Annotated in this window: 14 protein-coding genes; 9 read left to right on the top strand and 5 right to left on the bottom strand. The window is 36.7% G+C overall.

Features of this window, described 5'->3' with window-relative positions:
• Positions 1-119: 119 nt before the first annotated feature.
• Positions 120-1,448, bottom strand: coding sequence for a M48 family metallopeptidase (locus SCA31_RS07600; RefSeq protein WP_410696358.1), 1,329 nt, complete (start codon positions 1,446-1,448; stop codon positions 120-122).
• Between the two features lie 99 nt (positions 1,449-1,547).
• Here SCA31_RS07600 and SCA31_RS07595 point away from each other — a divergent pair, with 99 nt between their 5' ends.
• Genes SCA31_RS07595 through SCA31_RS07585 form a run of 3 tightly spaced genes read left to right on the top strand, consistent with a single transcriptional unit; the run spans position 1,548 to position 4,870 of the window.
• Positions 1,548-2,681, top strand: a complete 1,134-nt coding sequence (locus SCA31_RS07595; RefSeq protein ID WP_410696357.1) for a serine hydrolase domain-containing protein — start codon at positions 1,548-1,550, stop codon at positions 2,679-2,681.
• 5 nt (positions 2,682-2,686) lie between these two features.
• Complete coding sequence (locus SCA31_RS07590) at positions 2,687-3,298, top strand: YdeI/OmpD-associated family protein (protein WP_410696356.1); 612 nt, start codon at positions 2,687-2,689, stop codon at positions 3,296-3,298.
• A 12-nt stretch (positions 3,299-3,310) separates the two neighbouring features.
• On the top strand, positions 3,311-4,870 hold the full coding sequence (locus SCA31_RS07585) for a tetratricopeptide repeat protein (protein ID WP_410696355.1): 1,560 nt from the start codon (positions 3,311-3,313) through the stop codon (positions 4,868-4,870).
• Between the two features lies 1 nt (position 4,871).
• Here the strand turns inward: SCA31_RS07585 and SCA31_RS07580 are convergent, their stop codons facing one another.
• From SCA31_RS07580 to SCA31_RS07565, 4 genes are all read right to left on the bottom strand, one after another.
• Entirely contained in the window at positions 4,872-5,783 is a 912-nt protein-coding gene (locus tag SCA31_RS07580) for a hypothetical protein (protein WP_410696354.1), read from the bottom strand.
• Positions 5,784-5,794: 11 nt separating this feature from the next.
• Positions 5,795-6,607 carry a hypothetical protein gene (locus SCA31_RS07575; RefSeq protein ID WP_410696353.1) on the bottom strand — a complete coding sequence of 271 codons (813 nt, stop codon included), beginning with the start codon at positions 6,605-6,607 and terminating at the stop codon, positions 5,795-5,797.
• A 10-nt stretch (positions 6,608-6,617) separates the two neighbouring features.
• Positions 6,618-7,478 carry a hypothetical protein gene (locus tag SCA31_RS07570; RefSeq protein ID WP_410696352.1) on the bottom strand — a complete coding sequence of 287 codons (861 nt, stop codon included), beginning with the start codon at positions 7,476-7,478 and terminating at the stop codon, positions 6,618-6,620.
• A 230-nt stretch (positions 7,479-7,708) separates the two neighbouring features.
• Positions 7,709-8,980, bottom strand: coding sequence for an SOS mutagenesis and repair protein UmuC (locus SCA31_RS07565; protein ID WP_410696351.1), 1,272 nt, complete (start codon positions 8,978-8,980; stop codon positions 7,709-7,711).
• A 259-nt stretch (positions 8,981-9,239) separates the two neighbouring features.
• On the opposite strand from SCA31_RS07565, the gene SCA31_RS07560 reads away from it, so the two are divergent.
• From SCA31_RS07560 to SCA31_RS07535, 6 genes are all read left to right on the top strand, one after another.
• Entirely contained in the window at positions 9,240-9,740 is a 501-nt protein-coding gene (locus tag SCA31_RS07560) for a M15 family metallopeptidase (RefSeq protein ID WP_410696350.1), read from the top strand.
• Between the two features lie 181 nt (positions 9,741-9,921).
• Positions 9,922-10,959 (top strand): patatin-like phospholipase family protein, encoded by a 1,038-nt coding sequence (locus SCA31_RS07555; protein ID WP_106917025.1) that lies wholly within the window; start codon positions 9,922-9,924, stop codon positions 10,957-10,959.
• Between the two features lie 157 nt (positions 10,960-11,116).
• The gene (locus SCA31_RS07550) at positions 11,117-11,362 is read left to right on the top strand and encodes a hypothetical protein (RefSeq protein WP_410696349.1); all 246 of its coding nucleotides are present in this window, start codon (positions 11,117-11,119) and stop codon (positions 11,360-11,362) included.
• 271 nt (positions 11,363-11,633) lie between these two features.
• The gene (locus SCA31_RS07545; RefSeq protein WP_410696348.1) at positions 11,634-12,254 is read left to right on the top strand and encodes a leucine-rich repeat domain-containing protein; all 621 of its coding nucleotides are present in this window, start codon (positions 11,634-11,636) and stop codon (positions 12,252-12,254) included.
• A 9-nt stretch (positions 12,255-12,263) separates the two neighbouring features.
• The gene (locus tag SCA31_RS07540; protein WP_410696347.1) at positions 12,264-13,991 is read left to right on the top strand and encodes a hypothetical protein; all 1,728 of its coding nucleotides are present in this window, start codon (positions 12,264-12,266) and stop codon (positions 13,989-13,991) included.
• Between the two features lie 40 nt (positions 13,992-14,031).
• Positions 14,032-17,748: a hypothetical protein gene (locus SCA31_RS07535; RefSeq protein ID WP_410696346.1), complete on the top strand. Its 3,717-nt coding sequence runs from the start codon at positions 14,032-14,034 to the stop codon at positions 17,746-17,748.
• The last annotated feature ends 9 nt before the right edge of the window (positions 17,749-17,757 follow it).

Below are 17,757 nucleotides of genomic sequence, written 5' to 3'. Positions count from 1 at the left end.
AAAATCAATGCTAAATTTTTCTTTTTTATACATAAAAAATGCCCCTAAAAAGTGTCTAACTTTTTGGGGGCAGTCTAATCGTCAGGATTTTTATTTTTAGAAATACAAAACTCAATAAATCAGTTTACTTTTGCCAAGGTTTCATTAGCCTTATAAAAGTCTGCAATATTTTTTATTTCATCCAAACTTAAGTTCCACATAAAGTTCAGAAACTGTTGGTAGCTTTCGCTTTGATTTTTGGATTCTATTCTATCCAGATAACGGTTCAGATTATAGTTTTTCCGAGCTTCATATATTTTAGCAAAGTATTTTCCGAGCCAACTTTTATAGTATTTTTCCTCTTCCCCATCCTGTAGAAACTGCATTGCTGTATAAATTCCCACTCCATAATCTTCCGAATGAAAATAGTTTGGTAAGATTTCCATCTTTGCGGTCTTTTTCAATAGCATATAGGCTTCCGATGGTTTTTCCGGATCAATGAAAGCCTTAAGTTCAGGAAATATTTTTTCCAGTCTTTCTATTCTTCTTACCATTTCAGGATGTGATGCCAACGAATCCTTATTCAATTTTTCTTTATAAAAGTTATAATTGTACAACGAGAAATCTTCCTTTTTCAACCATTTTTCTTTAAAAGACTGCTTTGGAAGATCAAAAAGCTTTTTATAAGTCTCTACTTTCAGCTCTCTGGAAGAAATAGTATCAAATGTCTGCAGTTTCTGAAGCGCATTAACAAATTCATTTTTCTTAAAATCACTGTTTTTAAAAATGACATATCCCAAAGAGTCAGCCTGCATTTCCTGCTTTCTCTTTTCTACACCTTCTTTATAGATTCTATCTTTAAGGATATCAAATGCCTTTTGATTTCGGCTCAGGCTTTTACTATCTGTTGTCTCATTGATATCCTGTACTGTAGATTTATCCTGCTTATTCTGCTCAACAATGCTTAAAATCATCTTCGGTGTGTGCTCATCTATCTGATGTCCTAATTCGTGAGAAATTACAGCAGCTACCTGCTCCTCATTATCCAGCCAGTTATACAACCCCATGTTAATGACAAAGGTTCCATCTGCAAGACAATAAGCATTGGGAGTATTATCTCTGGCTATTAAAATTTTAAGATCTTTGGGAACTCTGGGATTATTTTTTCTGAGGCGCTCAATAAGCGATTTTATTACGGCATCAAACTCAGATTTAAACACAAAGTCCTTGTTTTTCACCTTGCCCTCAAAATCAGTTCCTAATTGTTTATAAATTTTAGATAACTCCGAACTCGTCCTCCCTGAGTACTGAGATCTCAACCCTTTGATAAAGGCTTCACTATGGGCATTAAAATTATATAAAAAGGCCTTACGCTGCAAATAATCTGCAGTATCTATCGGCTTATAAACCTGGGCTATTCCCATAATCGAAAATAGGAAGTACCCCAATATGATAAGTTTCCTGGTCATCTTTTTCATCAAATAAGAGCAAAAATAACTTATTTGTTAATTCATTTTTATTTTTTCAACTAAATTATTTTAAATTTGTTAGAGACCGATTGACGAAAAATGAGAATATTAAAGTACATGATAGGCGGGGCAGTAGCCGGAGCGGCAGCAGCTTATTTTTTTGGATATGATTACTTATTTAGTGGCATCTCCAAAACCTACCTTAAAGGAAAATCAAGTGCCTACATTGATGATGGAAACCTGTTTCCAAGCAATCCTATTGCTACAGAAGAGCCCAGACTATGGGAAGAAGATTCTGATTACAATAAAAAAGAATTATCTGAACATTTAGTCGAAGATCTAAGACATTCTAAATCAGCCTCTTTTGTGGTGATAAGGAATGGAAAAATTCTTCATGAACAATATTGGGAAGGGTATAATCAACTTTCGCAAACTAATTCTTTTTCCATGGCTAAGGCCGTTACCGTTATGCTTTTGGGGAAAGCACTGGAAGAAAGGATCATTCATAATATTGACGAAAAGATTTCTGACTTTTATGCTGAATTTAAGGAAAAAACATTTGGAAATGCAGTCACGCTCAAAAATCTGGCTCAAATGGAAGCTGGTCTTGACTGGGATGAAAATTATAACAGTCCGTTTCTTCCCAATGCCAAAGCCTACTATGGGAAAAGTCTTGTAAAAGCCGTATTTTCAAGAAGATTCAAGGAATCCCCGGGAACAAGGTTTGAATATCAAAGCGGAGCGACACAACTTCTTGGCTTTGCTCTAAAAAAGGCTTTAAAACAACCCTTGGCAAACTATTTATCTGAAAAATTCTGGGTTCCTCTGGGAATGGAACAAAATGCTAAATGGAGTACAGACAATCATGGAATGGAAAAAACATATTGCTGCATTCACTCTAATGCAAGGGACTTTGCAAAACTAGGCCAGTTATTTCTGGATGATGGCAAGGTAGGAGATCAGCAGGTCCTTAATTCTGATTTTATTGAGCAGATGAGAACCCCGACAGAAAAATCTGAAAACATCTATGGAATGGGTCTTTGGATTAATCACGACAACCCTATCAAACACTATTATTTCTTAGGACTTCAGGGGCAGTATATCATTATGATTCCAGAACACAATATGGTTATTGTAAAAACCGGAAGCTATTCCAACAATCCTAAAAATGACAGAGGAAGACCGGATCAGGTAAAATTCCTTGTCAATGAAACCATAAAGTTATTTCAATAGAAAACATGGAAAAATACAGCTCAAAAATAGATTCTTATATTGAAAAATCACAAGATTTCGCGAAGCCTATTCTTCTTTACATCCGGGAAACCGTTCATGAATACTGTCCAGAGGCAGAGGAAACCATGAAGTGGAGCTTCCCTCATTTTATTTACAAAGGGAAAAACCTCTGTGCGATGGCCTCCTTTAAGCAGCATTGCACCTTTGGATTCTGGCTGGAGAAAGAGATGAAAACCATGCAGGAAATCACTCATAACATTGAAAAGAACTCCATGTTCAGTCTAGGAAAAATTACAAAAACTGAAGATCTTCCCTCAAAACCTCAGCTTAAAAAAGCAATTCTGGAAGCCATGGAGCTTACTGATATGGGAGTTACCCTGAAAAAGGCCGCCCCATCCAAAACAGAGATGGAAGTTCCGGATTATTTTCAGGCCGCTTTAAACCATAATTCGAAAGCATTAGGTTTCTTTGAAAAAGCATCTCCATCTTTCAGAAAGGAATACATCATGTGGCTTACTGAAGCAAAAACAGAAGCTACCAGAAACAAAAGAATGGAACAGGCTTTGGAATGGATTGAAGAGGGCAAAGGCAGAAACTGGAAGTACGAAAAAAAATAAACACAACACACAATGGAGAAAAAAATTACATTCTTTTTCTTCCTCATTATTTCGACATATTCGTTTTCTCAAACATTTGATTTTGAGAGACAATATAAATATGCACGAGGACTTTCTTCAAAAAATCCGGACAGTTCAGAAATTGTTCTCAATACAATTATAGATTCCGCACAGAAAAGAAATGTACCAGAATATCTTGCCAAGGCTTATTATTTAAAGTCATACAATAGCTATTTAAGATCAGATGCAAAGAGGAGCCTTGATTTTTCCGAAAAAGCACTGAAAACTTCCACACAAAATAATTATGCTATAGGAAAAGCCCTTGCCTACAGAATGCAGGGTACACAATATGCAAAGCTTGGACTTTTAGAAGAGTCTTCTAGAAATTTACAGAAAGCATTGGCAGAAGTCAAAAATAATAATACGGATGAAGGGCATGAATTGAAAGGGATGATTTATAATTCTTTTCTGATTCTCCTCAATGAAAACCAGTACAAGGAAAAAGTGCTCTACTCCAATAGTGCTGTTCAGGAATTCCGGAGGATCAAAAATATACCCAGAAGAAATGAACTGTTGATCTCAGCCTACACCAACATGGGGTATAGTTTATCTGAGGTAGGAAAATTTAAAGAAGCAAAATCATGCTTTATACAAGCTCTAGCATTGATAGACGACGGCAACCATTACCTTAAATCCAGCATTCTCAATGATATAGGGTTTTCATTCTTTAAACAAAATAAACCGGACAGTGCTGTTTTGTATTATCAACAAGCATTGGCCATCGTCAATAAGTATGGTTTTAATGAAAAGAAAATAGAAGTTACAAAGAATCTTGAAACGGTCTACACTCAGCTTCACGACTCATCCAATATTCAGAAATATAAGGTTGAAAATCTCAAACTGAAAGACAGCATCTCCTATAACAAGGCAATGGCGATCAATAAAACACTTTCAAAAAAAGAGGAAAACTTTGATAATGAGCTTAACAAAAGTCATAGATTTTCAATTGGGTTAATTATTGTATGTCTTGTCATGGCACTGTTATCGGGCATTGTTATTTTTAACAGCATTCGTCTTAGAAAAAAACATAAGGAAGCAGTTGCCAGAATATATAGAGACGGGATTTCTCTTCCTGCCTATGAAGAGGATTCCAATGATACTACTGAGGAAATCCAGCCTCAATACAGCAATACTTCAACGGAAGTGAAAATTTCCGCTGAAGCAGAGGAAAACATTCTAACAGGGTTGAAAAATTTTGAAGAGAATCTTGATTTTAACGGCAAGAACATTTCACGCTACAACTTAGCCAACACCTTGAATATAAATACGAATTATCTTTCAGCGATCATAAGAAAACATAAGAACCTTAACTTTAATCAGTACATCAACCATCTTAGAATCAACTATATTGTAAGTCAACTAAAAAACGACCCGCAATATCGAAAATACAAAATCAATCACCTTGCTGAAATTACGGGGTATTCTTCTCATAGTGCCTTTTCCATTGAGTTTAAAAGAATCACAGGATTACACCCGTCAGCCTTTATCAAAACTCTTGGAGAGGGTACATAAATTACTGTTCTGCAATGGTAAGATTGTTATACCCACCCGCATTATTTAATGAAAAATTGGCAGTGTTAGAATTATTTAAATTAAACCAGATATAAGGCATTAGTCTTTGTCCTGTAGTCATATAGAATGATGCGGTACAGTTGCTTCCAGCATCAATATTGGTTAAACTATTGGAAGACATTGTATTGACGCACTTTACCGTGTTTACAATATTGGTAACGAGCAGGCCTGTTGTATTATCATACAGCTGCCAGATCGCCTCTATCTGGATCGGGTTTAAAACATCCGTAGTATAATTGATGGCAAGAGGGGCCAGATCCGTAGTGAAAGAAGCCACATAAACTCCATTTCTAGGTGCTGTAAAAACTCCTGCAGAAGCACTAAAGCTTGTCCCGGAATTACTTTCAAAGGTCTTTGCCCAATCTACCAGGTAATTACTGACCCTGTTTTGTAAGCCTGCATTTACTGTAGGTATAGAAGGAGTACCCAGTTTTACATTATTATTTGTCTTAGCTGCAATAACAATGACCTTATTATTTGCCGGCTGTGCCGTGAGTAATGGCAGCCACTCTTTTCCATTAGAGTATTCCATACCATTATTATACCGGACAGCTCCCTCGTCTGCAGTGGCTGCTGTCAGTGAAGATGTTCCAAAACCAACAGCACCGTTTCCGGAGTTTCTTGCATCTACTTTTACAGCAGGATTATGGATTCCTACTCCTACTCTTCCGGCACTATTAATCAGAACATCATTACTTTGCTGAGCAGGAGTAAATACCGTTCCCGAAACGGGGTTATCTGCCTTTCCATCAATATGCAAGATACCTTGTGGATTTGGCGTTTTGATTCCAACCTGTGAAAACACACAGTTGAAACCTAAAGTCATCAAAATCAGTAAACAATTCTTTTTCATCATTAATTTTTTTATAATCCGAAAATACTTAAAGAAGTAAGGGTTCCATCTGCATCCAGCGTTTTTGTATTGCCTAGTTTTTGATTCAGGCTTACTGTAATATTATCTCCTTTTATTAGGTTAAAAATCCCTGAACAGTTCCCGGCAATACGATTCCCAATGGTATTATTTCCGGGATAACTTCCCACACACTTGAAAACTGTATTGGTAGAAGCAGAAGTAGAATTGGTCTGAATCAGGGTTTCATATCGTGAATCATTTGCAACACCTCCTGAAGCTAATGAAAATGTAAAGGAAACAACATAAACACCCGTTTTTGAAGCGATAAATGTTCCTGTTCCTGCATTAAAACTACTGTTAACATCAGTTTTCTTCGTCCAGCCTGTAATAGTAGCCTGTGTGCTGTTACTAAAGCTTTGTCCGGAGAAATTTTCAGCGTCCACAAAATCATTTGCAGCCTTATGAGCCAGGGTAACCCAAGACGTCCCATTAGAATAGCTTAAATCCTGTGTGCCAGAATTATACCTCAACGCCCCTGATTTTGCCACCGCCGCCGTTTGCGAGGTTCCTCCAACACCCATTGCATTTACCTTTTCTGGTGATCTTAGGTCCAGTCTTGTTTTAGGCGATTTTGTTCCTACTCCCATATTACCTGTAGAAGTTACCACCACATCATCATAATAAGTGGATAGCACTGAAGCAGAAGTATTTTTTTGCCCGTCTACATGAAGTACTCTTTCAGGCGAAGAGGTATTTATGCCCACTTGTGCGTTGAGCCCTAAACTTCCGCAAATGATTAGGGTTGGTATTAATTTTTTTATCATATCAAATGTGTTATTGTTCTAATATCGAAATATTTACAAAACCATAGTCATTACTTGAAGACGAAGTATGTGTTCGTAAACTCAAACTTCCATTGTACACTGACTGATAGATCTGTGGTTGAAGCGTATCTCCTTTGTTCAGTTGTACTCCTGCAACGCATGAGCCTGCTACCTGCGCCTGTTTTGAAATGTTGGAAAATGATTTTACACACTTCTTAACGGTAGTGCTTCCATTCACTACATATCTCGCTTCAGAAAAATATCCGGATTCAATAGGGATTCTCACAAAATCATACGTAAAGGAAACCAGATAAACTCCTGTTCTTGGTGCTGTAAAAATTCCTGTTGCTGGAGTAAAGTCACCTGTAGGATCTGTAATTTCGTTCCATCCCAGGATACTGGTAGAAACTTGATAAGGAATTTTAACGGCAAAGTTCGCAGCCTCTATATTAGCCACTACAACAGCCTTGGTAGGCGTAGAAATAAGATCCTGCCACACTACACCATCTGAATATTGCATTTTCCCACCATTCAGCGGATTATACCTTACAGCTCCGCCTCCTGCAGCAGCAGCAGTTTGGGAAGTTTCTCCGATACCAATCGAATTATCAGTATTATCAATAGAACGAACATCTACTTTTACTGCTGGAGATAAAGTTCCTATTCCCAGCTCACCGGAAGAAGTAATTACCATATCATTCGCAGCTTGTACAGAGGTTATATTTCCGGATGCAGGGTTATCTTTCCCACCATCCACATGGAACATCGCCTGAGGATTAGCGGTATTAATACCTACCTGTGCTTTAATGAAATTAAAAGAAAGGCATCCCGTGATCAGAATCCCTTTTATGAGATAATTTAAATTTTTCATGTAATTTGTGGTTTTAAAACGTGCAGAATTTCAGTTCCAAAGATAAACTCAAAAGGAGCTCTTACACAATAGCCTCATTAACAACAAACAACAAAAACAACTGACTTACAATAAGTTAGAATATTATTTACAATATCAAAATTCGGTATTTTAATATATTTAAAGAAATAAAGATCTATTTTTTTTCAGAACTTTTGAAATGAAAGCTTCTTAATCTAAATCTTGAACTCCTAATGGAATCTAAAGTTAGCTTCAGGTAAGGTATTATTTTTTAAGAAAGCTTCATATTCAGGAGACATCTGAGTACGGCCAAAAGTATTCTCACCGCTCATACTTCCCAAACGGACCTTATCTTTTCCGTATTTTTTGTTCATGGCATCCATCGCTTTCATCACAGGAAGATGTTGATTCTGGGTATCTTCTTCGAAAAGACTGATCTGTCTTTGATCTTCAGGAACAAAGTCATTGACCATAACCCCAGCTCTTTTGTAGTGAAACCCATCCCTGTAGATGGCTTCAAATAATTCGTTTACAACTCTTCCTATTAAAATAGAGGAATTGGTAGGATTGGGAAGAATTTGGGTCATTCCATTTCTATATTCAGGAAGATCTTTTCTGAACCTGTTGGTTTGTACAAACACCGTTATCATCTTGCAGCAGGTATTTTGCTTACGTAGCCTTTCTGAACAATACATTCCAAAGGTTTCTACCCGCTCTCGGATCTCTTCCTTATCTGTAAGCATTTGCATAAAACTTCGGGTAACAGCAATCGACTTTTTGGGTGATGGAGCATCTAATTCCAGCTGACGAATCCCTTTTAACTCATTGATCATTCTTATTCCGTGAATTCCCATGATTTTCCTAACCCATGCCTCCGGTTTCTGAAGAAGATCCCATGCTTTATAAACTCCGCTGTCATTCATTTTTACAGCCAGTTTTCTTCCAATTCCCCATACATCACCAATATTCAGCCATTTCAAAGCCTTTTCAATTTTCTCCGGAGTATCCATAATATAGACCCCATTAAATTGCTTCGGAAAATCCTTTACAATTCTGTTGGCCACCTTACACAGGGTTTTGGTCGGCGCAATTCCTATACTTACAGGAATATTTTCTTTATCATCAATTTCTTCCTTAATTTTAAAACAATAATCATAAATATCAATGTATTTAAATCCGGTCAAATCGAGAAAAAGTTCATCAATGCTATACACCTCATAGTCCAAAACATAGGAACTGGCAATATGAATAACCTGCTGGCTTTTGTAATTATATAACTCAAATTTCGCTGAAAAGCTTTTTACATCATGTTGTTTGAAAAGCTCCTTGTATTTGAACGCCGGTGCAGCCATGGGAATACCCAGATCTTTTGCTTCCTTACTTCGGGATACAACGCACCCATCGTTGTTGGAAAGAACCACAACGGGTTTGCCCTCCAGTGTAGGATCCAAAGTCCTTTCACAGGAAACAAAAAAATTGTTACAATCTACCAGCGCATACATGGTGTATCTTGAATTATCTATACAAAATTATTGTTTTTAAAGAATAAAATAATCTTTTAGGCTGGAATTAACATTAGATTTAACACATTGAAAAACAAATGAATAATATTTTTAAATACGACATGTTTTGTCGTATTACCATGATAGCTTTGTTTTCAAAAACACTTTTCTATACTTCTATTTTTCTTTCCATTTTTAATTAAAATACGTCAATTTTTGTCGCTTTCCCCTACTACTTTTGCTTTAAAAAGATAAGATTATGGACAAAGTAACATCAGAAAGAATTCAGAAACTTCACCCACTGGTAAGAGACGAAGTAAAACAAATTATCAAGGAATGTGATGAAGCTCTCACCGGAAGAGCAAAAATAAGAATCACCCAAGGATTAAGATCTTTTGAGGAACAGGAAAAGCTCTATGCCATCGGAAGAATTACTTCCGGAAAAAAGGTAACCAATGCCAAAGCAGGACAGAGTATTCACAATTATGGTCTCGCCGTAGATATCTGCCTGATGATTGACGGAAAAACCGCAAGCTGGGACACTGTAAAAGACTGGGATAATGATAAGGTTGCCGATTGGTATGAATGTGTGAAGATTTTTGCCAGACATGGTTGGGATTGGGGTGGAAACTGGAAAACATTCAAGGACCTTCCCCACTTTGAAAAAAAGAATATTTCATCGAAAAAAGGACTTATAAAAATCAGCTGGAGAAAGCTGTTAAAGATGCCAAGAGATCAGCAAAATTATATCATTTTTTAATTGAAATTAATTAAAACACGACACGTTCTGTCGCTTCTCCGTCCTATCTTTGATTTACAAGAAAACAACTAAAAAGATAATGAAAATCAGATACATAACTCAGAAAAAGCACAAGACACAAAACTGATATCTGAAATAAAAATTATCCGTATTCTTCAAAAAAAACAAATAAAAATATCACATGAAAAAGACAACCATTCTTTCTTTGGACGGAGGCGGAATAAGAGGAATTATTACCTGCATTATTCTGCGCTACATAGAAGAACAGCTCCAGTATTATGATAAACCCACTGCAAAGCTCGGGGATTATTTTGATTTGGTAGCAGGCAGCAGTACAGGAGGTTTGATCGCATCAATTATCCTGTGCCCCGATGAAGTTCGTAAAGCAAAATATTCCATTCAGAAAGGTTTGGAATTGTATGCTGAAAAAGGCGGTGATATCTTCCAGGTTTCCTTTTGGGAAAAACTGGTTAATCCATTTGGATTGTTGAATGAAAGGATTTCCCAGGAAGCACTTCAGAAAAACCTGAATGACTTTTTTGGAAATCTAGAATTAAAGGAATTAATAAAACCATGTTTAATAACAAGTTATGATATAGAGAACAGGCGAGCAAAGCTTTTCAATTCCTGGGAAGCTCACCTCAGCACAGATAATTTTTATGTAAAAGATGTTTGCAGAGCCACATCAGCAGCACCCACCTATTTTAGTCCTGTGCAGATTAAATCTATGTACGGACAGATCTTCAGCCTGATTGATGGCGGTATGTTTGCAAACAACCCAGCTCTTTGCGCTTATGCAGAGGCCAGAAAAATCCCTTTTGCAGAGGTTTTAAAAAATCATCAGAAAGCCAATCATCCGGGGGTTAATGACATGATTATCATCTCCATAGGAACAGGAATTGAAGCCAGACCTTATTCTTTTAAAAGACTGGAAAAAGCAGGAAAAATAGGCTGGGTAAATCCTATCATTGATATTTTAATGTCTGCCAATGCAGAAACAGTAGATTATCAGTTGGGCCAAATGTTTCAGACCTTAGGATTGAGAAACCAGAAAAACTATTACCGCCTCAACCCATCCTTGAAAAATGCTTCTCCGGCAATGGATAATGTAAGACGCTCTAATATTGAAAACCTGATACAGGCAGGGCTGAGCTATATTGATGATAACAGAGAAACATTGAACCAAATTGTTCAGAAGCTCATCAAAAACAAAATATAAGTTTTTTAGCTTATAAATACTCAATATAAGCTAAAAAACTTATATCATCAAATTGAAAAATATTTTTTTAACACGTCAAGTTTTGTCGCTCCCCACTCCTACTTTTGTAGTATAAACAAAGCCACAAAATAACAATCAACAAAAACTTTAAAAGCCTTTGATTTCAACATTCATCAATGCTGAACAGCCCAAAATATGTTCAAAATATAACCAACACCTTATCACAAAAAACATGGAAATGCCAACTCACAACACAGATACAATCTTCGATGAAGATCTCTACACCATAGAGTGGAGCGACATCGAAAATGCAGAGATGGACTATGAAAACTATCTCAATGACATTGAAAACTTCTTCAGAACAGACTTTGAAGATGATGTTCTGGAAGAAGACACCATTTAATATATACTTTTAAACACAACACGTTCTGCTGCTGTTCAGTCATTTCCCTACTATACACCAACAGTCTCATTACATTATTCTCGAATCCTTTGAATCACCATCACAAAATGCTGAACAGCCGGAACTGTGTTTAAAATGATCATAAAACCCTAAAATATCCCCCAAAAGTGGAAACATAGCCTATAATCACTCCAAAAATAAGGCTATAATACCTTGAAGCCATCCAATAGAGGCTTCAAGTATTAATCTATTAATTAAATCACAATTTTTTATGAAAACAAAAGAAGAGCTTAAACTCTATTTCGAAAATGGAGATAAACCTATGCAGGAGCATTTCTGGGAATGGCTTGATTCATACTGGCATAAGAAAGAAAAACTAGACCATTCCTCCCTTGATCTAGCCACTTATGAAGAATTTGCTTATTCACCAACGGATAGTACCGAGATTATTGGTACTGATACCACTATTGTTTTTCCTGAAGGAATAAAAGTTATTGGAGGGTTTACCTTTTCAATGCCTATAAAACGAATTTCGAAAATTATTTTCCCACAATCTTTGGAAAGAATCAATGCCAGAGCATTTTCTCTTCAATACTTGAAAGGGATTTTAAAAATCCCTGGATCATGTAAAGTTATTGAGCTATCTGCCTTCGACAGTGCGGTTGCCAGAGTATCAGAGCTTGTACTAGAAACTGGTATAGAAATTATTGAAGATCGAGCATTCCAATTATCAGGAAGTACAGAACTAGCTTTCTTGGAGATTCCCAGTTCGGTAAAGTCTGTAGGACAAAATGCTTTCAATATTCCTTCTCTAAAAAAAGTTTTTGCACCAATAGGTTTAGACCTTAGTAATGCAGGCATTCCCGTAACCGCAACCATCACGTACAGATAAATATTAAAAATGAAAACAAAAGAAGAACTAAAACTCTATTTCGAAAACGGAGACATCCCCAAACAGGAAGAATTTTGGGATTGGCAGGAATCTTACTGGCATAAAGAAGAAAAGATTCCGGCAGAAAAACTAAACTATGATTTTTCCAAAAAAGCAGACCTTGTAGACGGACTAGTTCCCGCTTCACAACTGCCAAGCTATGTAGATGATGTCTTAGAATTTGACACCCTTTCTAATCTTCCTCAATCAGGGGAATCTGGAAAGATTTATATCACCAAAGACAACAATAAACTTTACCGATGGACAGGAGCAAGATACATTGACATTACCCAGGGTGAGCTTGGAACCCTGCAATCCGTAACTGATAGAGGAAACGAAACTACCAAATCTATCAATGTACAAGGAATAAGCTATGGCGGATCTTCTGCTTTAAACAATATTATAATTAATGATAAAATTGATGATCTGAATGTTAATTCCAGTAATACTATTTCAATAGGTAAAAGTTCAAAACCTTATGGCTCTGATCATCTCGTTATTGGAAACTCCACATACGTTACATCTGATGGCAGCTCTATAGGAAATACGGTTATTGGTAACTCTAGCTACTCAAACGGGCTATCCTCGAATGACAATACGGTTATTGGATACTCTGCTTTTGGTAATGCTAAGCAAACCAATGGCAATACCATTATAGGAACTTATGCAGCAAATTGGGGTGGAGACGGTAACAGTCTGAACATTATTTTAGGTCAAAATGCAGGTTCAGCGCTCTCTGCAGGCTCAAGCAGTAATATTATAATGGGTAATAATTCTGCATTTGCAAATGCTCAATTACAAAACAGCTTATATATCCACAATAATAAGTCAGGAAATTCTGTAACATTATCTGATGCTTTAATCTCCGGAAACTTCGTAGACCGATATGTAAATCTGAATGGTAAATTATCAATTACACCCAATCAGATTCCAACAGCAGACTCAAGTTATACCAAAAATATTGTTGCAAGACCTGATGGAACATTCGGTTGGGAAGATAAAGCTACTTCTGAGTCTATTCCATTAGCCGGAACAATGTCTAATAAGCCAGTAACAGGAGACATTGTTATCAAAGACATGACTAACAATAGTTTTACCAGACTTTCTAAAGGTGCCGTTTTCTGCTCAGATAAGACACAAAACGGAACTCTTATGGGGCATTCTACATTTACATTCCTTGAACAATTTGATGGTCCGGTAGCTGAAATTACAAAAAAAGGAATTACTACAATTGAGCCTACTTATCTGATTAGTTGTGGTGGAGCCGATGTAAGAGGACTTTCAGGATCATCTGATTATACTCATAATGTAACGGATCTTGATTACATCCAGAAGAAATACGCAGACAAACAGCACTCCTATTCCAAAGAAGAAGTAAAAACCGGTGGATTATGGATTGACAATAAACCCGTCTATAGAAAAACAGTTGTTTTCTCTCAAATTCCAGATCACGGAATCATTCTGATTGACAAAATCTTCGAAGACATGGAAGTTATTGTATCCAATCAAATGTTTACTGAGTGGTATGATATGAAAGCAGACTTTTCAGGGAACCAAATAAGAGGCGAAGCTTTCATCTCACTACAAAAAGAGTTTGTACAGTTTCAGCTGAAAGGTAATCCTAATTATAATTATTCTGCAATTAACTCTTTCACGCTTACTCTCGAATATACGAAGAAAGGAGATCAACCTGTCTAATATCAATAATCACTTAACACAAAAACAGCAAAATATTAAAATGGCAACAAACGAAACAAATAATACTGCACCACAAACCTTATTTAGATTTGTGAGTTTAAGAAATCCTGAATTGACAGAAACTAAAAAAGTCAATCTGGGTTTCATTCACAGACCAACACAATTGACAAGTTCTTTTGATTCAGCAATCAATCCGGGAAGCACCGCTTTGGAAAAATTCAGGGCATTGGAAAATGCGGCTAAAACATTCAATACAACAGGTTATCAAAGTGAAATCGAAATTGAAAGCAGTTCTCTTTCTGAAGCTCTTAAAATAGGAAGAAAGATTGCAAAAAAAGAAGTTATTACAGCATTAGATGAAATTACAGCCAAAAACTTATACAACAGCAGTGCAATTCAAAGTAAACTAGGACAAGTTTGGGATAACCTTATTTATCAAACTGTTACCCAAAACAACTTTTACGTTAAAGAAGCTTTAGTACACATTTTAAGAGCCTTTCACTTCGGATATGTCTGTGACTTACCTGCCACTCCGGAATTAATAAAAGTCAACGGAGAAGATTTAAAAGCAAAAGCATTGGAAGCCAGAGTTGTTCTCCCAATGAAGCTATTTGGAGATGGCTATGAAGGAGAAAATACAGATTCTACGTCTAATGGAAGTGGAAATGCTTTTCAGGTCAATGTTTCTAAAATTGGAGATGGAGTTATCAATGGAACAGCCCTTTCAATGGCGGCCCAACAACAATTAAAAGCCGAAGGGGAGAGAATTTCAGAATTATCCCATCTTACCTTTGAAAAAGACGGACTGATCCAGTTGCGATCTGAGCTGGAAGCCACCCAGAAAACATTCAATACTTTAAGAGCCAAAGCATATGATGCGGCTTACAAAGAGTACATGAATACTCATCAGGCTGATGTTGAAAAATATGACAATATGCATGAAAGCATTAAGTCACAAATTGCAAATGGAGGTTTAACGCAGGAACAAATAGATGCCTTGTATGCTTCATTGGAAGCATTAAAAGTTCCACCTTTCAAATTCGAGTATAAAAATGAAATTAACTTTGGAGATCTGAAAGAGAAACTTTCATTAGATTCTTTTAAACTATTTGTCAATATTTTCACAAAGGTAACCAGTGAAGAGAAACCTGAAAACGGATTAGATTTCTCCACAATTACCGTTTTAAATGACAGAAAGCTGCAATTAGGAAGAGTTGAGGTTTCTATTACCGATGAATTTGATACTTATCCTGAAATTTTTGAAAAACTGGATGAAGAAACGACTTCAAAAGTTCAGTCCTTATTCCAGAAATCTCCATCTCTTGAACAAACTTATGCAAGCATCGGAGGAGTATTAATTCCTGTTGTTAATTCTTACAGTGCTGCATCCCGTATTGTTCCAAGATCCTATTATCTAAAAACATCATACGAGCCTGTCTCCTCAAGAATGCCCGCAACTGCTACATTCTATTATCAGGCTGAAAGCAATGCCTGGGGAGCCACTTCTGTAACAATCAATGCCAGCACTGATTTCGGGCTTTATGAAGAAAACTTTTCCAATATTGAAGTTATAGATAACAAAGTGGAACTGCCATTATTCTTAATTGACAAGTTTGGTAAGTTTATCCGCTCTCTGGACATAAAAATTTATTTCAATAATGGAAAAGAAGCTTCGTTACGTCTTTCTGCAATTGAACTTAACAAAACTTTTACAGGTATTCTTTATACCGAAGAAACAAAAGATGAAGGTGAAAACCCAACCGAAGGGGGTGGCCAGTATAAGCCGGGAACCTTTATCCCTAAGCACTTTGGGGTAAAAAGATTGGGGATTGCCGATTACTTAAAAGTTGTACAGACAACCCATGCCTATGTTCCGGGAGAGGTCACTCACATCGAAAACATTATGGCAAAAGAGTTTAAACAAAAGTCAACGCGTAGACTGAGAAGAAGTGAGATTCAAACTACGACTTCAAAATCTACAGAGAGAGAAACTCTAAGCGATACTACAACCACAACCAGAAATGACATGCAATCTGAAGTTGCTAATGTTATCCAACAGGATATCAATACTGAAGCTCATTTCAGATATGGAGGTATGGGTAAATCTTTTGAAGTCGGAGGAAGTTTCGCCGCCAGAAACTCTAAAGAGAACAGTACCAGACAGGCTATTTCAAAATCTCAGGAAATTACAGAAAAAGCTACAGAAAGAATCCTTACCAAAGTAGCGGAAGAAAGGATTGAAAAAATTATTGAGGAGTTTGAAGAAAACAATGCGCATGGTTATGATAACAGAAATGGAGACAAGCATGTAGTGGGTATCTACAGATGGGTAGATAAAAAGATGAAAAACCAGATTTTCAACTACGGTAAACGTACCATGTTTGAATTTATGGTTCCTGAGCCGGCGAGACTTCATAATCTTGCAGCGGCTTCTTCAAAATCTGACCAATTAGTTCCACCGCTAGACCCAAGAAATGCTACCGACAAATGGAAAATGGAAAGTGCCCAAAAAGCGACTAGGGAACAGATTGAATATTGGGCTAATCACTATGGTGTAAAGCTTACCGATCAGCCGAAATCTCCAATTAACCTTATTTTAGGAAAACAATGGGATAAAATAGATGGAAACGGAGAAACGAAACACAGGCAAATTGATATTCCAGACAATTATGAAGCTAGTGCCGTAAAAATGTACTATGGTTTCGAAAGAGACTCTCCTGGTAAAAATGTTTTATATACGAGTGATTTCACAGGAGGTATGAGGGAATTTATCAGCCATATTAAATCTGTTGATGAGATCTCCTATTTTACACCACAAAATGTAACGGGATCATATGACTTTACATACAGATGTGTAAATATAGACTCTGTAAATATTGCGTTTGAAATTACGTGTAAACTTTCTGCAGCCTATATGTCAACATGGCTATTAGAAAACTTTACAGCCATTATCAAAGCTTATGATGAGGCTTATGCCATTTTCGCAGAGAAAAAAGCAGAAATAGAGAAAAAAGCTAAAGAGGAGGAAGAGAAAAACAGAGAAACACTTAATACAAGTAATTTCTTCCGTAGTATGGAATCTGTCATCCTAAAGCATAACTGTATTGCCTATCTGTTGCAGGATTATGGCTCACTTGGAAAAGACTTCACGAATGGAGCCGAGAAAATGCAGGATTTCAGTATTGTATTAAGCGATGATCTTGAACAATATACTGCATTGGCAAAATTCATGGAACAAGCCTTTGAATGGAGCATCATGGATTATACTTTCTATCCTTACTATTGGGGAGACAAAGCCAAATGGCAGCAAATGTATCTGTCTCAAAATACTGATCCTTTATTCAGAAACTTCCTTCAGGCAGGGATGGCAAGGGTAATTGTTACTGTAAAACCAGGATTTGAAGATGCAGTACAGTTCTTTATGTCTACAGGAAAAATTTGGAATGGCGGAGAAGTTCCGGTAATCGGAGATCCAATGTACCTAAGTATCGTAGACGAATTGCGTGAGCCGGTAGGTGTAAAACAAGGTAAAGCATGGATTACGGTACTCCCTACTTCTTTAAACATTCTTCAGGAAGGTTCCGCAGGTTTACAAACCCTTACGGCATTGCCATTTACGAAAGAAAACCTTGAAGATTTCGAAGTCCCATCTGATGTAGTCACAGAAGATGTCAATTTTAAAAAGAATAATAACCTGCTTGGTGTTCAAAATTCGGGTACCTCTTCAGAGAAAGTTATTTCTGGAGACTGGCAATAATTTAACGAT

The organism is Chryseobacterium sp. SIMBA_028, from assembly GCF_046535285.1.
GTDB lineage: Bacteria > Bacteroidota > Bacteroidia > Flavobacteriales > Weeksellaceae > Chryseobacterium.
Note: the sequence above shows the minus strand (reverse complement) of the source record. Positions and strands in the feature narration are given on the sequence as shown.